Raw genomic sequence first — 15,819 nt, 5'->3', positions numbered from 1 at the left:
CAGTTGCCGCCGCGCACGCAAAGGTTGCCGCGATCGAGGGAAGATTTTTCACGGCACGCGGCCGAGGCCACCCTCGCCCGCCACGCGGCCCGTCCGGCCGTGATCGGCTTCCAGGTGGGCAACGAGCCCGTCCCGGTCCGCGCGGGTGCGCGCGGACCGGGATCTGCTCGGCCGTCGAGCTGTGCGGCAAGAGGCGTCGCCCGCTTGCCGCACAGCGGCGTTCACCGGGTGGGCACGAACCTTCCGCGGACCGACGCGGAGCCGCCCGAACCCTGCGCGTCGACGCGGTAGGCGTCGCCCGCGGCATTGCGCACGCCGGTGCCGTTGTTGAACTGGGCGGCCATCTCGTAGCTCCCGGCCGGCACGGTCAGGCCCGGCTTGAGGACCCAGCGGTAGACCAGCATGCCGTCGGCCTCCTGGGTGGTGATGGTGAAGTCGTCGCTCGGCAGGGTCTGCCAGGTACCGGTCTTCTTCACCCCGCCGGTCTGCACGATCCGCATCTCGATCGTGAGCGAGGTGAGCGGCTTGGTCGTCTTGAGGAGGAGGTTGGTCTGCGTCCAGTAGACGGTGCTCTGCGGGTCCAGCGAGCCGGCCGACCACAGCGGCCCGTTCTGGCTCTCATCGGCGGACGGTGACGGACCGGCGGACGGCGGAGTCGGGCGCGGGCTGACCGGGGTGGTGACCGGGGCCGGCGCGACAGGGGTGGGGCGGGCCGATCTCGGTGGCCGGGAGGTGGCGTCCGGGGACGGGGTGGCCGGCGTGGTCACGGTGGCCGACGGCGACGAGTGCGTGACGATGGCGGCGACGGCGAGGCCGCCGGTCGCCAGGATGCCGGCGGCGGCGAGCCCGGCGAGCGCGACCCTGGTACCGGACCTCGCGAACGGCCGCGCGCGATGACGGACGGTGGGGCCGGCCATGCCGCGTTCCACCCGGGCCAGCATCCGCGCGCGGTCGGGCCGGTGGGCCTCGGCGGCCTCGCGCAGCTGACGGGCGATCTCCTCGTTCACCGGTTCCTCCTCCCTGGCATCAAGTCCCCGGCCGCTCGTGCGCCAAGTATCCGTTGCAGCTCCGCCATTCCCTTCGAGGTCTGGCTCTTCACCGTTCCGACCGAGATGCCCAGCGCCACCGCCGTGTCCTTCTCCGACAGGTCGAAGGCGTGCCGCAGCACCACACAGGCCCGCTTGCGGAACGGCAGCCGGGCGAGCGCCGCGCGGACGTCCAGTACGGCCGCCGTGTCCGGCCCCTCCACCTTCTCGGGGCTGCGGGACCAGAACAGTGTGATCCTCAGGCGCTCGCGCATCGCACTGCGGATGCGTCCCCGCGCCATGTTGGCCACCACACCGCGGGCGTAGGCGAGCGGGTGGTCGGCCTGCCGCAACCGGTCCCAGCGCTGCCACAGGGCGACCAGGGCATCCGCTGCTAGGTCGTCCGCCGCGTCGGCCTCACCGGTCAGGAGGTGGGCCAGACGGGCGAGTTCGGCATAGTGGCGTTCGAAGAATTCGTGGAACTCCGCGGACGCGTCATCGAGGACCATCCCCCGGTCGCCCTCTCCTGGCAATGATGTGCGCGTTAGTTGCGCGTTTAACAACAACGGGGGGCGCAGCCTAACAGTGCCCGGCCCAGGATTCGAACAGCGGCCGTGCTCGGTTGCGAGCCGGTGCAGGCCGGCCGGCGAGCTGGTCAATGCCCGGCGTCCTGGACGCCGGTGGGGTGCACCGCCCCGGTGAGGACGGTCGGGGCCGGGCACGCCGGCACACCGACGACCAGCAAGCCCAAGGGAATGCCCGTGACCAGTCCGCGCCTGCGCCACGGTCGCGGCGCGGCGTGCTTCGTTGCCCTCATGCCCGTCCATCCGGTAGTTCGGTTCGCCCTTCCGGATCCCAGTTGCCGCAGGAGACGAAAAGGTTGCCGCCCCGACGTCATTTCTCGGCGACCGGCCCGCGTCGGCGGCCTCCCGCGCCGAAGCCCCGTCACCCGCCCCCACGCCGAACGCCGCGAGCAACACGGCCGGCCAGGTGAATCCCCGGCCGTCCAACCGCGGTCACCTGCCCCTCACCCGCAGGAAACCCGGAGGTCATCCGACTGTCCGTAGGGTCGTCAATGTCAGGATGTCCTGTACCGCACCTACGGAGGTACGCCTCATGGGGCGGCCCGAGAGACCAGTGGACCCGACGGCCGGGCCCGTCCAGCGGCTCGCGCACGAGCTGCGCGAGCTGCGGAAGGCCGCTGGCAGCCCCTCCTACCGGACGATGGTGAAGGCGGCGGGCTTCTCGGCGACCGCGCTGTCACTGGCCGCCGCCGGTGAACGCCTTCCGTCTCTCGCCGTGGTCCAGGGCTATGTACGGGCCTGCGGGGGCGATCCCGCCGAGTGGGAGCCGCGCTGGAAGGCCGCCGAGGCGGCGGTGAACCAGGCTCCCGCTCAGGACATCGAGGACGCCCCTTCGCCGTATCGCGGTCTCGCCCGGTTCGAGCCGGACGACCGGCATGTGTTCTTCGGACGCGACCGGATGGTCGACGAGGTCGGGCACCTGGTGTGCGAGCACCGGTTCGCGGTGCTGTTCGGCCCCTCGGGGAGCGGGAAGTCGTCGCTGCTGCGGGCCGGGCTGGTCCCGCGGCTGCAGGAGGAGATCGCGGCGCGCGGTTGCCCGGCCGCCCTGCGGATCCTCACCCCCGGGGCCACGCCGGTCACGACGTACGGCCATCTGCTGAGCCCGGCCGAGGGCGAGCCGGAGAGCTGGGTGGTGGTGGACCAGTTCGAGGAGGCCTTCACCCTCTGCCGCGATCCGCAGGAACGTTCCCGCTTTGTCGACCTGCTGCTTGCCGCCCGCGCCCCGGACAGCAGACTGCGCGTGCTGGTCGCCGTGCGCGCCGACTTCTACGCCCGCTGCGCCGAGCACCGCGGCCTCGCCGACGCGCTGCGCGGCGCCGGGCTGCTGCTCGGCCCGATGACGGCCGAGGAGCTGCGGGAGGCGGTGGTCGGACCGGCGCAGGCGGCCGGATGCCGGGTGGAGCGGACGCTGACCGCCCGCCTGGTGGACGAGGTGCAGGGCGAGCCCGGGGGGCTGCCGATGCTCTCGCACGCCCTGCTGGAGACCTGGCGCCGCCGCAGGGGCCGGCTGCTCACCCTGGCCGGGTACGAGGCCGCCGGCGGAGTGCGCGGCGCGATCGCGGCGACCGCGGAGGAGGTGTACGGCGGGCTGTCCCCTGCCCAGGCGGGTGCCGCCCGGCGGGTGCTGCTGCGGATGGTCGAGCCGGGTCAGGGCACCCCCGACACCCGACGCCCGCTCACCCGGGCCGAGCTGGACGAGTGGGCGGATGCCGATGTGCGGGTGGTGGTGGAGCGGCTGACCCGGGCCCGGCTGCTGACCGCCGACGAGGACGGCGTCCAGCTCGCCCACGAGTCCCTGATCACCTGCTGGCCCCGGCTGCACGGCTGGATCGAGGAGGACCGGGAGCGGCTGCGCCACCACCGGATGCTCTCCGACGCGGCCCGGGCCTGGCTGGAGCACGACCGCGACCCCGGCGACCTGTACCGGGGCAACCGGCTGGCCCGCGCCGAGGAGCTGTTCCCGGACCCCGCCGCCGACCTCGCGCTGACGGTGCCGGAGCGGGACTTCCTGTCCGCCGCGCTGGACGCCCGGGCCGCGGAGCACCGGGCCGCGGCCCGGATCGGCCGCAGGCACCGCATCCTGACCGGGTCGCTGTCCGCCGTCCTCGCGGTGGCGCTGCTGACGGCCCTCGCCGTCTGGCAGGCCTACGACGACAACCAGCGCCGGCGCACGCAGGAAGCGGCCCGCCAGGTCGCCGATGTGGCGGACGCGCTGCGCACCACCGACCCGCACACCGCGCTGCTGCTGGGCGCGGCCGCCTGGCGCGTCGCCGAGCTGCCGGAGACCCGCCGCGCCCTGCTCGGCTCCCTCGCCCAGCAGGAGACGGCCACCTTCACCGACCCGGTGCCGGGCGATTCCGCCTGGCGTTCCCTCTCCGCCTCCGGCCGCACGCTGCTGAGCCCCGACGACCGCACCTGGCGCACCTGGGACGTGCGAACGGGCCGGCGGACCGGCTCGGGCCGGCTGCCGGGCGGCATGGTCCTCGGGGCGAGCCCGGACGTGCGGGTGCTCGTGATCGACGGCCATGACGGGATACGGCTGTGGGACACCACCACCGGGCACTGGACCGGCGGCGGTGACCCGCTGCCGCCGGACACCGACGTCCACTTCACCGACGACGACCGCACCTTCCTGAGCACCGAGGGCGACCGGATGCGGCTGCGCTCGGTCGCCGACGGCCGCGTGCTGTTCGAGGCCCCGGCACCGGGTATGACGGTCACTGCGCTCAGCGGCGACGGACGGCGCGCGGCCGTCTGCTCCGGCGGGCAGGCCCCGCAGCTGTGGGACATCCCCGGTCGCCGAGCACTGCCCGGCGACTGGCGCAGGGACCGCCTCTGCGACCCGGACTCGAACACGACGCTCCTCGTGCTCGGGAGAGAACGGCTGGCCGCCGCCACCGGCAACGAGCTGCGGGTCTGGGACACCGGGACCGGCAAGCGGATCGCCGACCTCGCCGACGACGGCGTGAACCACGCCTCCTTCAGCCCGGACGGTGCCTTCCTGGCGACGGCCGACCACGAGGAGATCCGGGTCTGGCGGCCGGCGACCCCCGACGTGCCGGTCTTCCGGCACTCCCTGAACAACCAGCGCCCTTACGGCGACCTGGCCTGGGCCCCGGACGGCCGCACCCTGCGCTACCTCGAGGGCAGCACCGTCCACACCCTCGACCTCGGCCCGGCGACCACCCCGGCCTGGCGCGCCGCCCCGCTGGACGCCGTCGGTTCCAGCCCGGACGGCCGTACGTACGCCACGGCCGAGCGGTCCGGCGGCCGCTACCTCTTCCGGCTCCGCGCCACCGCCGACGGCCGTCTGCTGAGCACGCTGCCCCCGGTGAACGTGCCCGTCGCCCGCGATCCCGACCCGGTGATCCCCGTCGACCCCCTCCCTCTGCTGACGTTCAGCCCGGACGGCACGGCGCTCGCGTACGGTGTCTCGGCGACCGGCCAGGACGTCGTCGCACAGTCCTTCACGGTGTGGGACATCGCCCGTCACCGTGTCCGTTCCACCATGGTCCTGCCCGGCGACCCGGTGGTGAAGACCGCTCTCGGACGCGGTGGGCGCACCTTGTACACCGCCCGCTCCTCTCTTCGGCCCGGCGGCGACCTGTACGGCGAGGTGTGGGAGACCGCGGCCCACCGCAGGACGGCGGTGCTGCGGAATCTGGCCAGTGTCCACCTGGCCGTCCGCCCCGACGGCGGGCTGCTGGTCGGTGACGGACGCATCGCCGGGCTGCCGTCGGCCAAGGTCACCGGCCGTGACCTGGTGCAGGGTGAGCAGGTGGGCGCGGTGGGGTTCTCGGCCGACGGCTCGTTGCTCGCGGTCGGCGACCAGATGGGCCGGGTCGCCCTGTGGGACAGGACGGCGAGCCGGCGTGCCGGTGTGCTGCGCAACGTCTTCCCGGAGCCACTCGGTGACCGCCCGGAGGCGGTGAACGCGCTGGCCGTCAGCCCGGACGGCCGGACGCTGGCGGTGGGCGGCGACGCCGGCAGCGTACAGCTGTGGGACGTGGCGACCCGCCAGCCCCTCGGCACTCCGCTGACCACGCCCGGCGACGGCATCCAGTCCCTGGCCTTCTCGCCCGACGGCAGGACCCTGTACGCGGCGAGTGCGCACGTCCCGCTCCAGCGCTACGCCGTCGATCCCGGACGGGCGCTGGCGCGGGTCTGCGCCCGGACGGGCGGCAACGGTCTGACCCGGGAGCAGTGGCGGACGTACGTGCCGGACGCGCCGTACCGGCGGGTGTGCGGGGTCAGTGCGGGAGCCGGGGGGTGATCTGCCGGGCCAGCGACACGAGGCGGTCGGCGTCCGTCGCCCCGGCCGTCTCCGCGAGGGTGAGCACCCAGGTCCTGGAACCCGCGCGCCACACCACGTAGGCGACGTTCTGCGGCGGCTGCAGCACCTGCGCCGTCTCGCGGAAGGCCCCCTGTCCCAGCCCGGTGACCTCGGTGGCCTTCACATCGCGCATGCCCGCCGAGGCAGGGTCGCGGACCAGGTTGTGGGAGGCGGAGACCTCGGCCTCGTAGGAGCGTGCGGACGGGTTGAGGGTCAGCATGGCCGTCCCGTCACCGGAGGCGTAGCTGCACGAGTCCGGGGCCGTGCCCTTGTTGGGGGCGACGCGCGGGGCTTGCTTCGGGGCGGTGAGCACCAGCCGGGCGGCGGACTCGTCCAGGACACGGCACAGCCGCGAGGGCGGCAGGGTCTTCGGCGAGGAGTCGACCGTGGGGGCGGGCGAGCTGCTGGTCCCCTGAGCGGCACGGCTGGGGGGAGCACTGGCCGCGACCGGGGACGCGCTGCCCGTGGAGCAGGAGGTGAGCAGCCCGCACAGGACGGCGGCGGCTGCGGGAAGGGCGGTGCGGGACAGGCGGCGGAGACGGCGCGGGTGCATGGCTGGGGTTCCTCGCGGGGTCTGAGGTCGGGAGAGAGAGGGCCCGGCCCCGGTGAGGTGCAGAACACCGGGGCCGGGCCGGCCTGGGGCGGTCAGTTCCAGATGTTGTAGGAGCCGTAGTCGTTGACCCGGAGGTTGGCCTGCCAGTGGCCCCACTGGTAGTTGCCGTCCCACCAGTACCGCTCGCTGCCGTGTTCGCAGCCGGAGTGGTCGGTGCGGAAGGCGCCGACGAAGGTGCCCTGCGTCCAGCGACGCTCCACCACCTGGATCGGCTGGGCGTACTGCCCCGGCTTCAGGTTCGTGGTGAAGGTGAACGAGGTCGTGGTGGAACCGTTGCGGCCGTAGGAGGGGGTGATGCCGGCGAGCACCTGGTTGAGCCAGGGGACGGGGTTGCTGACGCTGACGCCGACCGACCACTGCCAGCCGGTCGTCTTCGACTCCTGCCAGGCGTAGGAGCAGCTGGGTGCGTTCGGGGGGCAGCGGAAGGTGGGGCCGCGCCACACCCAGTCCTGCCAGGTGTTGCCGGCCTGGCTCGTGGCCTTGGCCCAGGTGGTGTCGCCCTTGCGGATGTCGTAGCCGTCCGGCTTCCAGCACCAGGTGTCCGCCGAGGCGGAGCCGGGCGAGGCCAGCAGGAGGAGCGGGGCGAGACCGAGGCTCAGCACCGGCGCCAGCCAGCGGCGGTGCTTGCTCTTCTTGGTCGCTGTGGGCGCTGCTTCGGGGGTCGTCAGAGCGTGGGGGCGCACTTGGGTGGCTCCTTGCGGGGAATGAGGGGGGTCTGGGTGGTGCGAGCGGTGAGCGGCGGTCAGTGCCTGTTGACGACGATCAGGTGGTACTGGTCCGGGGTCGAGCGCCAGTCGCCCCACCAGTCGTCGTTCTGGCTCCAGCCCTCGCAGCTCCCGCCGCGGTAGGCCGTCAGCGAGACCTGGTCGCTGTTGGAGAACCACACCTGCGTCCAGTGGCTCGTCGTGTGCTCCCGGCCGCCCTGGAGGCACCGGTTCCACCGGTGGCCGTTGGGCTCGGTGACACTGATGCGCCAGCTGGACGCGTCCACGCTGTGGTTGGAGATCGCGACGCAGGCGGTGAAGACAGGGGAGTGGCAGGGCGGGTTGGGGACGGGGACGGCACTGGCCTCACCGGCGGCCAGGGTCAGCGACCCACCCGCGAGGGCGACCACGGCCAGGGCGCCGACGATTCTCTTACGGAGTGAACGGGACACGGCCCCGCTCCCTTCTGTCCGGTTGGGTTCGGGCACGTCCGAATCTCGGGGGAGGGGGGTTGATCAGGCAGTCCGATCCGGCGGGTAATCAACTCCGAGCGGCTCGATCGCGTGCGGCCCACCGACTTGATCGAGTGACTTGACCGACCAACTAAGTCGATACAATGGGAGCATGGCTCACGTCTCCGCGGCCGAACGCCGCCCCCAACTGATCAAAGCGGCCATCGACCTCATGACCAGGGAGGGCGTGGCCGCCGGAAGCACCCGCGCCATCGCCGCCGAGCTGGGCGTCGCACAGGCCACCGTGCACTACACGTTCGGCACGAAGGAGGACCTCTACCGCGCCGTCATGGAGCAGCTCACCGAGGACCTGGTCGCGCAGGTCGAGCGGGCGGCACCCGAGGACGCCGGTTTCGAGGCGACGGTCGCGGCTTTCGCCGCAGCCCTGTGGCGCACCGTCGATGAGCAGCCCACCAGCTACCAGCTGCTCACGGAGCTGTCCATGTTCGCGCTGCGCACCCCTTCGCTGAGCGAGGCCCTGCGCAGCCACTACGGCGGGATCGTGGACGTGACCACGAAGCTGCTGAACGAGGCGGCCGAGCGCACCGGCCACCGGCTCGGTCAGCCGGCCGAGACGATCGCGCGGTTCTTCCTCGCGGGTTTCGACGGGCTGACCATGCAGCACCTGTCACTGCCCGACGAGGCGGCCGAACACACCGCGCTCCAGGCGCTGGTCTCCGCGGTCGTGGCCCTGGCGGGCGGCCGACTGGACCTCGTGCCCGTGCCTGCGGGCTGAACGGGCCGACGCCACCCGCACGCCCAACGGCCGGGTTCCGCCCGGCGGCATGAGCCGCCGGCCGGAACCCGGCCGTAGTGCCGGATGCTCTCAGCCCGCCTCGGCAGCGGGCGCCGGAGCCGGGTGCCGCTCGGCGGGGGCACCCGCGCCTGCCACCGTCATCCTGAGCAGCGGCAGCGAGGCGAGGAAGGTTCCGAGGGCCAGAGTGATGCTGAGGACGCCGGCCCCCGCCGCGTCCAGGACGGCACCGACGGCCAGTGGTCCCACGCCGGTGCCCAGCGCACCGGCACCGCTGAGGGATGCGACCAGGCGCCCGGTCGGGTCGATCAGCGCGGCGGCAGCCAGCATCTGCACCAGAACAGCCAGTTGGCAGCCCTGCCAGATCACGGCTGCGGCGATGAAGAGCACGGTGTCGTGGGTGGAGATCAGGACGGCCATCGCCAGGGCCTGTGCGGTGACGAACGCGGCCATCGACCGCATGCGCCCGAAGCGGCGTGCGGCCGCGGGGCCGACGACCGCGCCGGCGAGTGCCACGACGCTGGAGACCGCGAGGACCGCGGACACGAGCGAGTCCGACATGGCGGTGTGCCGGCGGCCCAGCACCGAGGCGTAGGACCAGGCCCCCTGGGTGACCGCCCACAGGAGCGCGGTTCCGGCCAGCAGGATCACCGAAGGGCGGGCCGCGGCGCCTTTGCCCGCCGGGCCGTCGAAGGCGCCGCCGGAGGCCGGCGGGCCGTCCGGAAGCCGGCGCACGAGAGGCCAGGCGGCCAGGCAGCACAACGCCATGAGGACGAACCCGGTGCCCTCGCCCAGATCATGGTTGGCTGCCGGAACCGCCATGATCAGCAGCGCCGTCACCCCGACCGTCCCCGAGATGGTGACCGCGGAGGCCTTGTCAGCGTCGTCGGTGGCGGCGAGCGCCGCTGTGGCAGCGGCGTAGACCGCACCGAGTCCTGCTCCCAGGACCAGGTTCGCCAGGATCAGGGTCACCGCGTCCGGCGCTGCCGTCGCGGCCAGGAAGCCGACTCCCGCGCAGGCGAGGCCGAGACGTGTCAGCCGCACACGGCCCGGCCGCGCGGCCCGCCGGGCCAGCAGCAGGGTCACGACGGCGGTCGCCAGCAGCTGGGTCGCGGCGACGAGTCCGGCACCGGAGTTGGACAGGGCGAAGCGCGAGGCGAAGTCGTCGACGAAGACGGGCATCACATTCGCGCCGCCGTTGCCGAGCGTCACTCCGGCGATGAGCGCCACCGCGACACCGAAGGTGAGCACGGTGCCGCCGCGCGCCTTCACCGGCCGCTCCGTTGCGACGAAGACGAAGACGAATACGGGTACGGGTACGGGTACGGGAAGAGCGTGGGTCCTCGGCGGACCGCCGAGCGTGCGACAGGCATGGGGAACCTCACGTGGGGGAGAGCAGGTGGCCTTCGGAACGGGGCGGGCACGGGCGCTGCGGACGCCCGTGCCCGTGGAGGTGATCCGGCGTGTTCAGCCGGCCCAGACGTCCTCGACGTAGGTGCCGGACTCGATCAGGGCGGCGAGCCAGGCGGTGGCCTCCTCGTCGTCCGCGCCCGTGTACTTCCGGTAGACGGCCATGAACGCCTCGCGCACGGCGGGAGCCATGCGGCGGCCGTCGCCGCAGACGTAGACGCGTCCGCCGGCCTCCAGCGCGGCCCAGACCTCGTCGCTCTCCTTCGCGATGCGGTCCTGCACGAAGCGGGCGCCGTCCTCGGGGGCGTAGGAGAAGGTGGGCCGCATGCTGACGGCTCCCGCCGCCTCGGCCGCCGCGAACTCCTCGCGGTGGAGGTAGTCGACGTCGGGGTGGTCGCAGCCGAAGTAGCACAGCAGCGTCCCGGTCGCCCCCGAGTGCCTGCGGTCGAGGACGGCTCCACGGAAGGGAGCGAGGCCGGTGCCGGCGCTGACCAGGATCACGGGTATGGACGGGTCCTGCGGCAGGCGGAAGGACTCGCTGCACGGAAGCACCCTGGCCTGGACGGTGTCCCCGGCCCGGAGGGTCTGGACGTAGTGCGAGGCGATGCCCCGGAAGGTTCCTTCGCCACCGCGGTGGGGCGCCGCCAGCAGCGAGATCATCAGGTCCGCCTCGCCCGGAGCCGCCGGCGCGGAGGAGGAGATCGAGTAGTGGCGCGGGCGCAGGACCGGCAGCAGTTCCAGGAAGCGTTCGAAGGGCAGCTCGCAGGCGCGGTAGCGCTCCAGGAGGTCCAGGACGCTCCGCCCGGCGACCGTCACCTGCTCACGGAAGGCCTCGGGTTCCGCCACCGCCAGTTCCGCCAGGGGGCGCTTCTCCGGTGGGCAGGCCGTGTGCTCGGCGAGCACCGCGACCTGCTCCCGGGTCGCCGCGTCCTGCAGTTCCACGAAGTCGCTCAGCAGCCGGCGCAGGGTCAGCGGGCGGTCGACGGGCAGCGCGCCCCGGCTGCGACGGCGGGCGCGCAGCCGGACGGTGCGGTCCAGGTCCAGGCCGAACCGGTCGGCGACCCGCTGGACCAGGGCGTCGGGATTGCGCGGGAGTACGGCCAGGTGGTCCCCGGTGCGGTAGGTGACGCCGTCGGGCAGCCGCAGCCGCAGGAACCGCTTGGAGCGGCCGAGCGGATGGTCCGTGTCGACCAGTTCGTACGCCTCCAGCACCTCCATCGGCTGGACGCCGTGGCGTGCCGCGAGCCCGCCGATGACCGAGTCGGTCGCGTCCTGCAGCTCGTACAGACCCCCGTCCTGGTCGGCCGCCGTCTCCCCCGCGGCCGTCTGCCCTTCGGCTCCGTAGCGGTCGAGCAGGGCGGTCCACAGGTCGCCCGTCCACCGGTCGACGGTGCCGCCGAAGTCACCGGAGGCGTCGGCGGCACCGCGCTCCAGAAGGCTTGTGGCTCCTGCGGCGGTGAGCCGTTCGTCGATGAGTGTGGGGACGCGCTGGTAGGTGGCGGCCCAGTTGCGGTCTCCGACGCCGAGCAGGGCGTACTGGACTCCGTCGAGCGAGCCTGGCTCGAGTCCCTCCAGCCAGGCGACGAACTTGGCGGCGTCGTCGGTCGGCCTGCCGTTGTAGGAGGCGGCCACGATCACCACGGGTCCCGCGCCGGGCGTCAGCTTGCCCACCGCTTCGTCGAGCGGTGAGACCGTCGCGGTGAATCCCCGTTCGCCGCCGTCCTCGGCCAGATCACGGGCGATGCCCGCGCAGGTCCCCAGGTTGGAGCCGTGCAGCAGGGTCAGTGCGGTGCCGGTGGCGCGGCGGGCCGCGGGCTGCTCCGGGGCGGGCAGGCCGGTCACGGCGGCGGGACGGCGCCGCTCCGCGGCGGTGCGCCGGGCCAGGCCGAGGGTGAACTCGTCGGGCTTGAGGGTGAGGGACTGCTTGATCTTCAGCTGGTAGTCGGTGTGGTCGATCAGGCGGTAGCGGTGCACCAGGAGCGCGAGGACCAGGGTCGCCTCGTGCAGCGCGAACTGGCGGCCGATGCAGGCGCGTTCGCCGTTGCCGAACGGCTTGAACAGGTGGACGGGGCGTGCGTCCTCGCGCTCGGGAAGGAACCGGTCGGGATCGAACAGCTCCACGTTGTCGCCCCAGGCCGGGTCCCGGTGCAGCTGCGGAATGAGCACCAGCAGCGACTCGCCCTTGCGCACGGAGTACTTCCCGCCGATGACCGTGTCCTCCAACGGCTCCACCGCGTAGACGGGCGCCGTGGGCCACAGCCGCAGGCCTTCATTGAGCACCTGACGGATGTACGTCAGCTTCCCGATGTCCGCGTAGTCCGGTTCGGGCGCGTCCGTGTCGCCCCACAGCGCGTCGACCTCCGCCTGGGCACGGGCCAGCACCTCGGGGTGCTTGGTCAGGTAGTACAGCGCGAAGGACAGCGCCCCGCTGGTGGTCTCGTGCCCGGCGATGAGGAACGTGATCGCCTGGTGACGGATGTTCACGTCGTCGAGCGGTTCGCCCGTCACGGCGTCACGGGTGTGCAGCATCCGCCCGAGCAGGTCGTCGGTGCTCCGGTCGCCGGATGCCCTGCGCTGCCGGATCACGTCGTCGACCAGGTCCTGCATCAGGGTGACGTCGCCGCGGAACTGCTCGGCCCGCCTCCACTTGAAGATGTCCATGCCGGGGATCGACTCCCCCTTGTCCTGGGCGAAGCCGAGCGCCCGTGACAGCGAGGTGACGAAGGGGTGCGCCTCTTCGCGGGCGAACGACTCGAAGTCGTAGCCGAAGCCGCACAGGCCGATCGTGTCGAACGTGAGGCGTGTCATGTCGGCGGCGACGTCCACCGGCTCGGTGCCCGCCGCCCGGTCCCACTTCCCCAGCAGCTCCCGGGCGACCTTGAGCATCGTCGCGTGGTAGCCGCGCATCGCGCCGAGCGAGAAGGCCGGCATGAGGATGTCGTGCGCCTTGCGCCAGTTGGGCTCGTCGTTGAAGGCCGTGAACAGCCCGTCTCCGCCGATCGCCCGGAGGACGACGAGGTCCGGGTGGACGTTCTTGCGGAAGCGGGTCTCGTCGGCGAGTTCGGTGACGAGGTCCAGGCCGGAGACGAAGTTGATGTCGTTGCCGAAGATCCGGAGCCGGAAGAGCGGCCCCAGCTCCTTGGCCTCCTTCATCACATGGAGCAGGCCGTCGGCACCGCTGGGGACGCTGAAGGCGTGGCCGACCAGCGGGAGGGCCGGACGCTGGGGGATCGGCTCGGTTCCACGCAGGGGCGTCTTGGTCATGGGTCTGCCTTTCGTGCCGCACCGGCTGTCGCTTGCGATCAACATACAGGCGACATTGTCACTCGACAATGTCGATCGATTGTGTTGCATGACACGGTCGCTCGACAGAACCGTCGGGACGGCCGGTGCGTCGGGAGGCAGTCGTTACCTCGGCCGCCAGGGGGTACCCGTGGGACGCCGCCGGTCCGTCCCGGTGGCACTCGTCCTAGGCGGAAGGCCCGGCCTGATGGAGACACCTCTGACCACCGGCCGCCCGGTCGTGGCCGCCCCGCCCCGCTGCTGGGTCCCGCGGGGCGTCTACGCCCCGCAGACCGACACCCGGCTGCTGCGGCGGGCGCTCTACCGCGAGGCGATCACGGAACGTACGGACGTGCTGGACCTCGGCACCGGGAGCGGAGTGCTCGCGGTGGAGGCGGCGCGGCTCGGCGGCCGGGTCACCGCGGTCGACATCTCCTGGCGGGCGGTCGCGGCCACCTGGGTCAACGCCCTGCTGAACGGCCAGACCCTGCGGGTGCGCCACGGCGATCTCGCCTCGGCCGTACCCGGCCGCCGCTTCGACCTCGTGGTCGCCAACCCGCCCTATGTGCCCGCCCGGGACGAGACGCCGCCCGTGGGTGCCGCCCGGGCCTGGGACGCCGGTCCGGACGGCCGGCAGCTGATCGACCGCATCTGCGACAGCGCGTCGACGTTCCTGCGGCCGACGGGCGCACTGCTGCTCGTGCACTCGCATCTGTGCGGCATCGACACCACGCTGGGCCGTCTCGCGGGCGCCGGTCTGCGGGCCGAGGTCGTGGAACGGACCCGGCTCCCGTTCGGCCGCATGCTGCGTTCACGGCTCGGCTGGCTGCGCGAGCAAGGGCTGACGGCCGACAGTACGACGGAGGAGCTAGTGGTGATCCGTGCCGAACACATCTGACCGGCCCCGCCGGGTTCGCGTGCAGCGCGACGGGCCCCTGCTCATCGAGGGACCGGTCGAAGTGGTGGACGAGAACGGCGAGGTGACGGTCTCCCGGCGCTTCACCGTGGCCGTCTGCACCTGCCGCCGCAGCCGTACCTTCCCCTGGTGCGACACCAGCCATCGCCGCCGCGGCAGGCGCCCCTGCGAAGGCGGGCCCGAATGAGCGCCACCCACCCCCGGGAGCAGTCGCGGCACCGGCCACCGCCCCTGCCCGAACCCCGTGGCCCGCTCTCCGCCGCCGTGCTGGCCCTGCTGCGGGGTTCGGCCCCCGAGAGCATTCCCGCTCCGGCGGACTGCGCGCCGTACGGCGAGGACCTGCAGCTGGCCCTCTACGTCCTCTACGAGCTGCACTACGAGGGCTTCCAGGACGTGCCCGACGGGCTCGAGTGGGACAGCGGGCTGCTGGCCTGCCGCGCCGCGGTCGAGGACCGCTTCCTGGGCGCCCTGCGCGCGGACGTGCCGGTCGACGGCACCGACACGGCCCGGCAGGCGCTGGACGAACTGCAGGTCGAGCCGGTGGACGCCGACGGCAGCCTCTCGCACTTCCTGCGCGACGAGGGCGATCTCGGCCATCTGCGGGAGTATGCGGCCCTGCGCTCGCTCTACCACCTCAAGGAGGCGGATCCGCACGCCTGGGTCATCCCCCGGCTGCACGGCCGGGCCAAGGCGGCGATGGTCGCGGTCGAGTTCGACGAGTTCGGCGCGGGCCGCGCGGAGGAGATCCATGCCCAGCTGTACGCCGACCTGATGGCGGACCTGGGGCTGGAGACGGCGTACGGGCACTACGTCGACACCGCCCCCGCCGAGGCGCTCGCCACCGTCAACCTGATGTCCCTGTTCGGTCTGCACCGGGCGCTGCGCGGAGCGCTCGTCGGGCACTTCGCCGCCGTCGAGGTGACCTCGTCCCCGGCCTCCCGCCGCCTCGCCGAAGCGATGCGCCGGGCCGGCGCCGGGCCGGCGGCCGTGCGGTTCTACACCGAGCACGTCGAGGCGGACGCCGTGCACGAACAGGTCGTACGGCACGACGTCGTCGGCGGCCTCCTGGAGAGCGATCCGGAACTGGAGGCCGACGTGGTCTTCGGCATCCGTACGACCGGTCGTCTGGAGGACACCCTGGCGGCCAGACTGCTGGCGGACTGGCGTCACCCGGGCGGGGTACCCCGGGTCCCTGAGACTGAGCGTGCTGGACGTCGGTTCGAACACGGTCCGGCTTGAGGTGAGCGACCGGAGGCGGGTGTCCCGCTTCCGGTGCACACCGCGAAGTGGAAGCTGCGCCTGTCCGAGCAGGGACGACGGACGCCTCGGAGAGGCCGGCACCGAGCGGCTGCTCACGGCCTTGGCCGCGGCGGCGGAGACGGCCGTCGAGTGGGACGCGCAGGAGCCCCTGGTGTTCGCCACCTCCGTGGTGCGGGACGCGCCGGACCGGGCGGTCGTCCTGCGGGCGGTGCACGAGCGGACCGGGCTGAGCCTGCGGGTGCTGCCGGGTGAGGTGGAGGCCCGGCTGACGTTCCTGGGTGCCCGGCGCTGGATGGGCCGGCGCTCGGGCCCGCTGGCCCTCTTCGACATCGGCGGCGGCTCCCTGGAGGTCGCCTCCGGCCAGGGCCGGGTGCCGGATTCAGTGTCCTGATACGAAGCGCCCGATACGAAGCGCCCTGACAGGAA

At 73.0% G+C, this 15,819-nt stretch carries 13 protein-coding genes and 1 pseudogene; 6 read left to right on the top strand and 8 right to left on the bottom strand.

Features of this window, described 5'->3' with window-relative positions; translation table 11 throughout:
* Positions 1 to 221: 221 nt before the first annotated feature.
* The 3 genes from ACFY1E_RS09170 to ACFY1E_RS09160 form a co-directional block, all read right to left on the bottom strand.
* The gene (locus ACFY1E_RS09170) at positions 222 to 1,007 is read right to left on the bottom strand and encodes a hypothetical protein (RefSeq protein ID WP_389073188.1); all 786 of its coding nucleotides are present in this window, start codon (positions 1,005 to 1,007) and stop codon (positions 222 to 224) included.
* The gene (locus ACFY1E_RS09165; protein WP_389073186.1) at positions 1,004 to 1,534 is read right to left on the bottom strand and encodes a SigE family RNA polymerase sigma factor; all 531 of its coding nucleotides are present in this window, start codon (positions 1,532 to 1,534) and stop codon (positions 1,004 to 1,006) included. Before ACFY1E_RS09165 ends, ACFY1E_RS09170 begins: the two co-directional genes overlap by 4 nt.
* A 146-nt stretch (positions 1,535 to 1,680) precedes the next feature.
* Positions 1,681 to 1,842, bottom strand: a complete 162-nt coding sequence (locus ACFY1E_RS09160; RefSeq protein WP_389073184.1) for a hypothetical protein — start codon at positions 1,840 to 1,842, stop codon at positions 1,681 to 1,683.
* Positions 1,843 to 2,141: 299 nt separating this feature from the next.
* On the opposite strand from ACFY1E_RS09160, the gene ACFY1E_RS09155 reads away from it, so the two are divergent.
* Positions 2,142 to 5,882: a hypothetical protein gene (locus ACFY1E_RS09155; RefSeq protein ID WP_389073182.1), complete on the top strand. Its 3,741-nt coding sequence runs from the start codon at positions 2,142 to 2,144 to the stop codon at positions 5,880 to 5,882.
* Here ACFY1E_RS09155 and ACFY1E_RS09150 read toward each other — a convergent pair.
* The 3 genes from ACFY1E_RS09150 to ACFY1E_RS09140 all read right to left on the bottom strand — a co-directional run bounded on the left by ACFY1E_RS09150 (position 5,860) and on the right by ACFY1E_RS09140 (position 7,711).
* On the bottom strand, positions 5,860 to 6,495 hold the full coding sequence (locus tag ACFY1E_RS09150) for a hypothetical protein (RefSeq protein ID WP_389073180.1): 636 nt from the start codon (positions 6,493 to 6,495) through the stop codon (positions 5,860 to 5,862). The genes ACFY1E_RS09155 and ACFY1E_RS09150 overlap by 23 nt on opposite strands.
* A gap of 92 nt (positions 6,496 to 6,587) precedes the next feature.
* Positions 6,588 to 7,238 (bottom strand): hypothetical protein, encoded by a 651-nt coding sequence (locus ACFY1E_RS09145; RefSeq protein ID WP_389073178.1) that lies wholly within the window; start codon positions 7,236 to 7,238, stop codon positions 6,588 to 6,590.
* Between the two features lie 59 nt (positions 7,239 to 7,297).
* Positions 7,298 to 7,711, bottom strand: a complete 414-nt coding sequence (locus ACFY1E_RS09140) for a hypothetical protein (protein WP_389073176.1) — start codon at positions 7,709 to 7,711, stop codon at positions 7,298 to 7,300.
* Between the two features lie 172 nt (positions 7,712 to 7,883).
* Here ACFY1E_RS09140 and ACFY1E_RS09135 point away from each other — a divergent pair, with 172 nt between their 5' ends.
* The gene (locus tag ACFY1E_RS09135; protein WP_389073174.1) at positions 7,884 to 8,507 is read left to right on the top strand and encodes a TetR/AcrR family transcriptional regulator; all 624 of its coding nucleotides are present in this window, start codon (positions 7,884 to 7,886) and stop codon (positions 8,505 to 8,507) included.
* A 90-nt stretch (positions 8,508 to 8,597) separates the two neighbouring features.
* On the opposite strand, the gene ACFY1E_RS09130 is transcribed toward ACFY1E_RS09135, so the two are convergent.
* Both ACFY1E_RS09130 and ACFY1E_RS09125 read right to left on the bottom strand, forming a co-directional pair.
* On the bottom strand, positions 8,598 to 9,797 hold the full coding sequence (locus ACFY1E_RS09130; protein ID WP_389073172.1) for an MFS transporter: 1,200 nt from the start codon (positions 9,795 to 9,797) through the stop codon (positions 8,598 to 8,600).
* A 195-nt stretch (positions 9,798 to 9,992) separates the two neighbouring features.
* Positions 9,993 to 13,199: a bifunctional cytochrome P450/NADPH--P450 reductase gene (locus ACFY1E_RS09125; protein WP_389073170.1), complete on the bottom strand. Its 3,207-nt coding sequence runs from the start codon at positions 13,197 to 13,199 to the stop codon at positions 9,993 to 9,995.
* A gap of 226 nt (positions 13,200 to 13,425) precedes the next feature.
* On the opposite strand from ACFY1E_RS09125, the gene ACFY1E_RS09120 reads away from it, so the two are divergent.
* The 4 genes and pseudogenes from ACFY1E_RS09120 to ACFY1E_RS09105 all read left to right on the top strand — a co-directional run.
* Positions 13,426 to 14,115, top strand: coding sequence for a HemK2/MTQ2 family protein methyltransferase (locus ACFY1E_RS09120; protein WP_389073168.1), 690 nt, complete (start codon positions 13,426 to 13,428; stop codon positions 14,113 to 14,115).
* The gene (locus ACFY1E_RS09115) at positions 14,099 to 14,320 is read left to right on the top strand and encodes a CDGSH iron-sulfur domain-containing protein (protein WP_344403346.1); all 222 of its coding nucleotides are present in this window, start codon (positions 14,099 to 14,101) and stop codon (positions 14,318 to 14,320) included. The genes ACFY1E_RS09120 and ACFY1E_RS09115 overlap by 17 nt, the downstream gene beginning before the upstream one ends.
* Entirely contained in the window at positions 14,317 to 15,372 is a 1,056-nt protein-coding gene (locus ACFY1E_RS09110) for an iron-containing redox enzyme family protein (protein ID WP_389073165.1), read from the top strand. Before ACFY1E_RS09115 ends, ACFY1E_RS09110 begins: the two co-directional genes overlap by 4 nt.
* Positions 15,326 to 15,781 (top strand): annotated as a pseudogene (locus tag ACFY1E_RS09105) (Ppx/GppA family phosphatase); the annotation flags it as partial. The gene ACFY1E_RS09110 and the pseudogene ACFY1E_RS09105, both read left to right, overlap by 47 nt.
* Between the last annotated feature and the right edge of the window lie 38 nt (positions 15,782 to 15,819).

It is taken from the genome of Streptomyces sp. NPDC001604 (assembly GCF_042893475.1).
Lineage (GTDB): Bacteria > Actinomycetota > Actinomycetes > Streptomycetales > Streptomycetaceae > Streptomyces.
This window is presented reverse-complemented; position numbering and strand designations above follow the sequence as displayed.

Excerpts from the sequence above, each read along its gene's own strand:
- ACFY1E_RS09165 (WP_389073186.1), bottom strand. The coding sequence starts at position 1,534 with ATGGTCCTCGATGACGCGTCCGCGGAGTTCCACGAATTCTTCGAACGC.
- ACFY1E_RS09160 (WP_389073184.1), bottom strand. The coding sequence starts at position 1,842 with ATGAGGGCAACGAAGCACGCCGCGCCGCGACCGTGGCGCAGGCGCGGA.
- ACFY1E_RS09155 (WP_389073182.1), top strand. The coding sequence starts at position 2,142 with ATGGGGCGGCCCGAGAGACCAGTGGACCCGACGGCCGGGCCCGTCCAG.
- ACFY1E_RS09150 (WP_389073180.1), bottom strand. The coding sequence starts at position 6,495 with ATGCACCCGCGCCGTCTCCGCCGCCTGTCCCGCACCGCCCTTCCCGCA.
- ACFY1E_RS09135 (WP_389073174.1), top strand. The coding sequence starts at position 7,884 with ATGGCTCACGTCTCCGCGGCCGAACGCCGCCCCCAACTGATCAAAGCG.
- ACFY1E_RS09125 (WP_389073170.1), bottom strand. The coding sequence starts at position 13,199 with ATGACCAAGACGCCCCTGCGTGGAACCGAGCCGATCCCCCAGCGTCCG.
- ACFY1E_RS09120 (WP_389073168.1), top strand. The coding sequence starts at position 13,426 with ATGGAGACACCTCTGACCACCGGCCGCCCGGTCGTGGCCGCCCCGCCC.
- ACFY1E_RS09110 (WP_389073165.1), top strand. The coding sequence starts at position 14,317 with ATGAGCGCCACCCACCCCCGGGAGCAGTCGCGGCACCGGCCACCGCCC.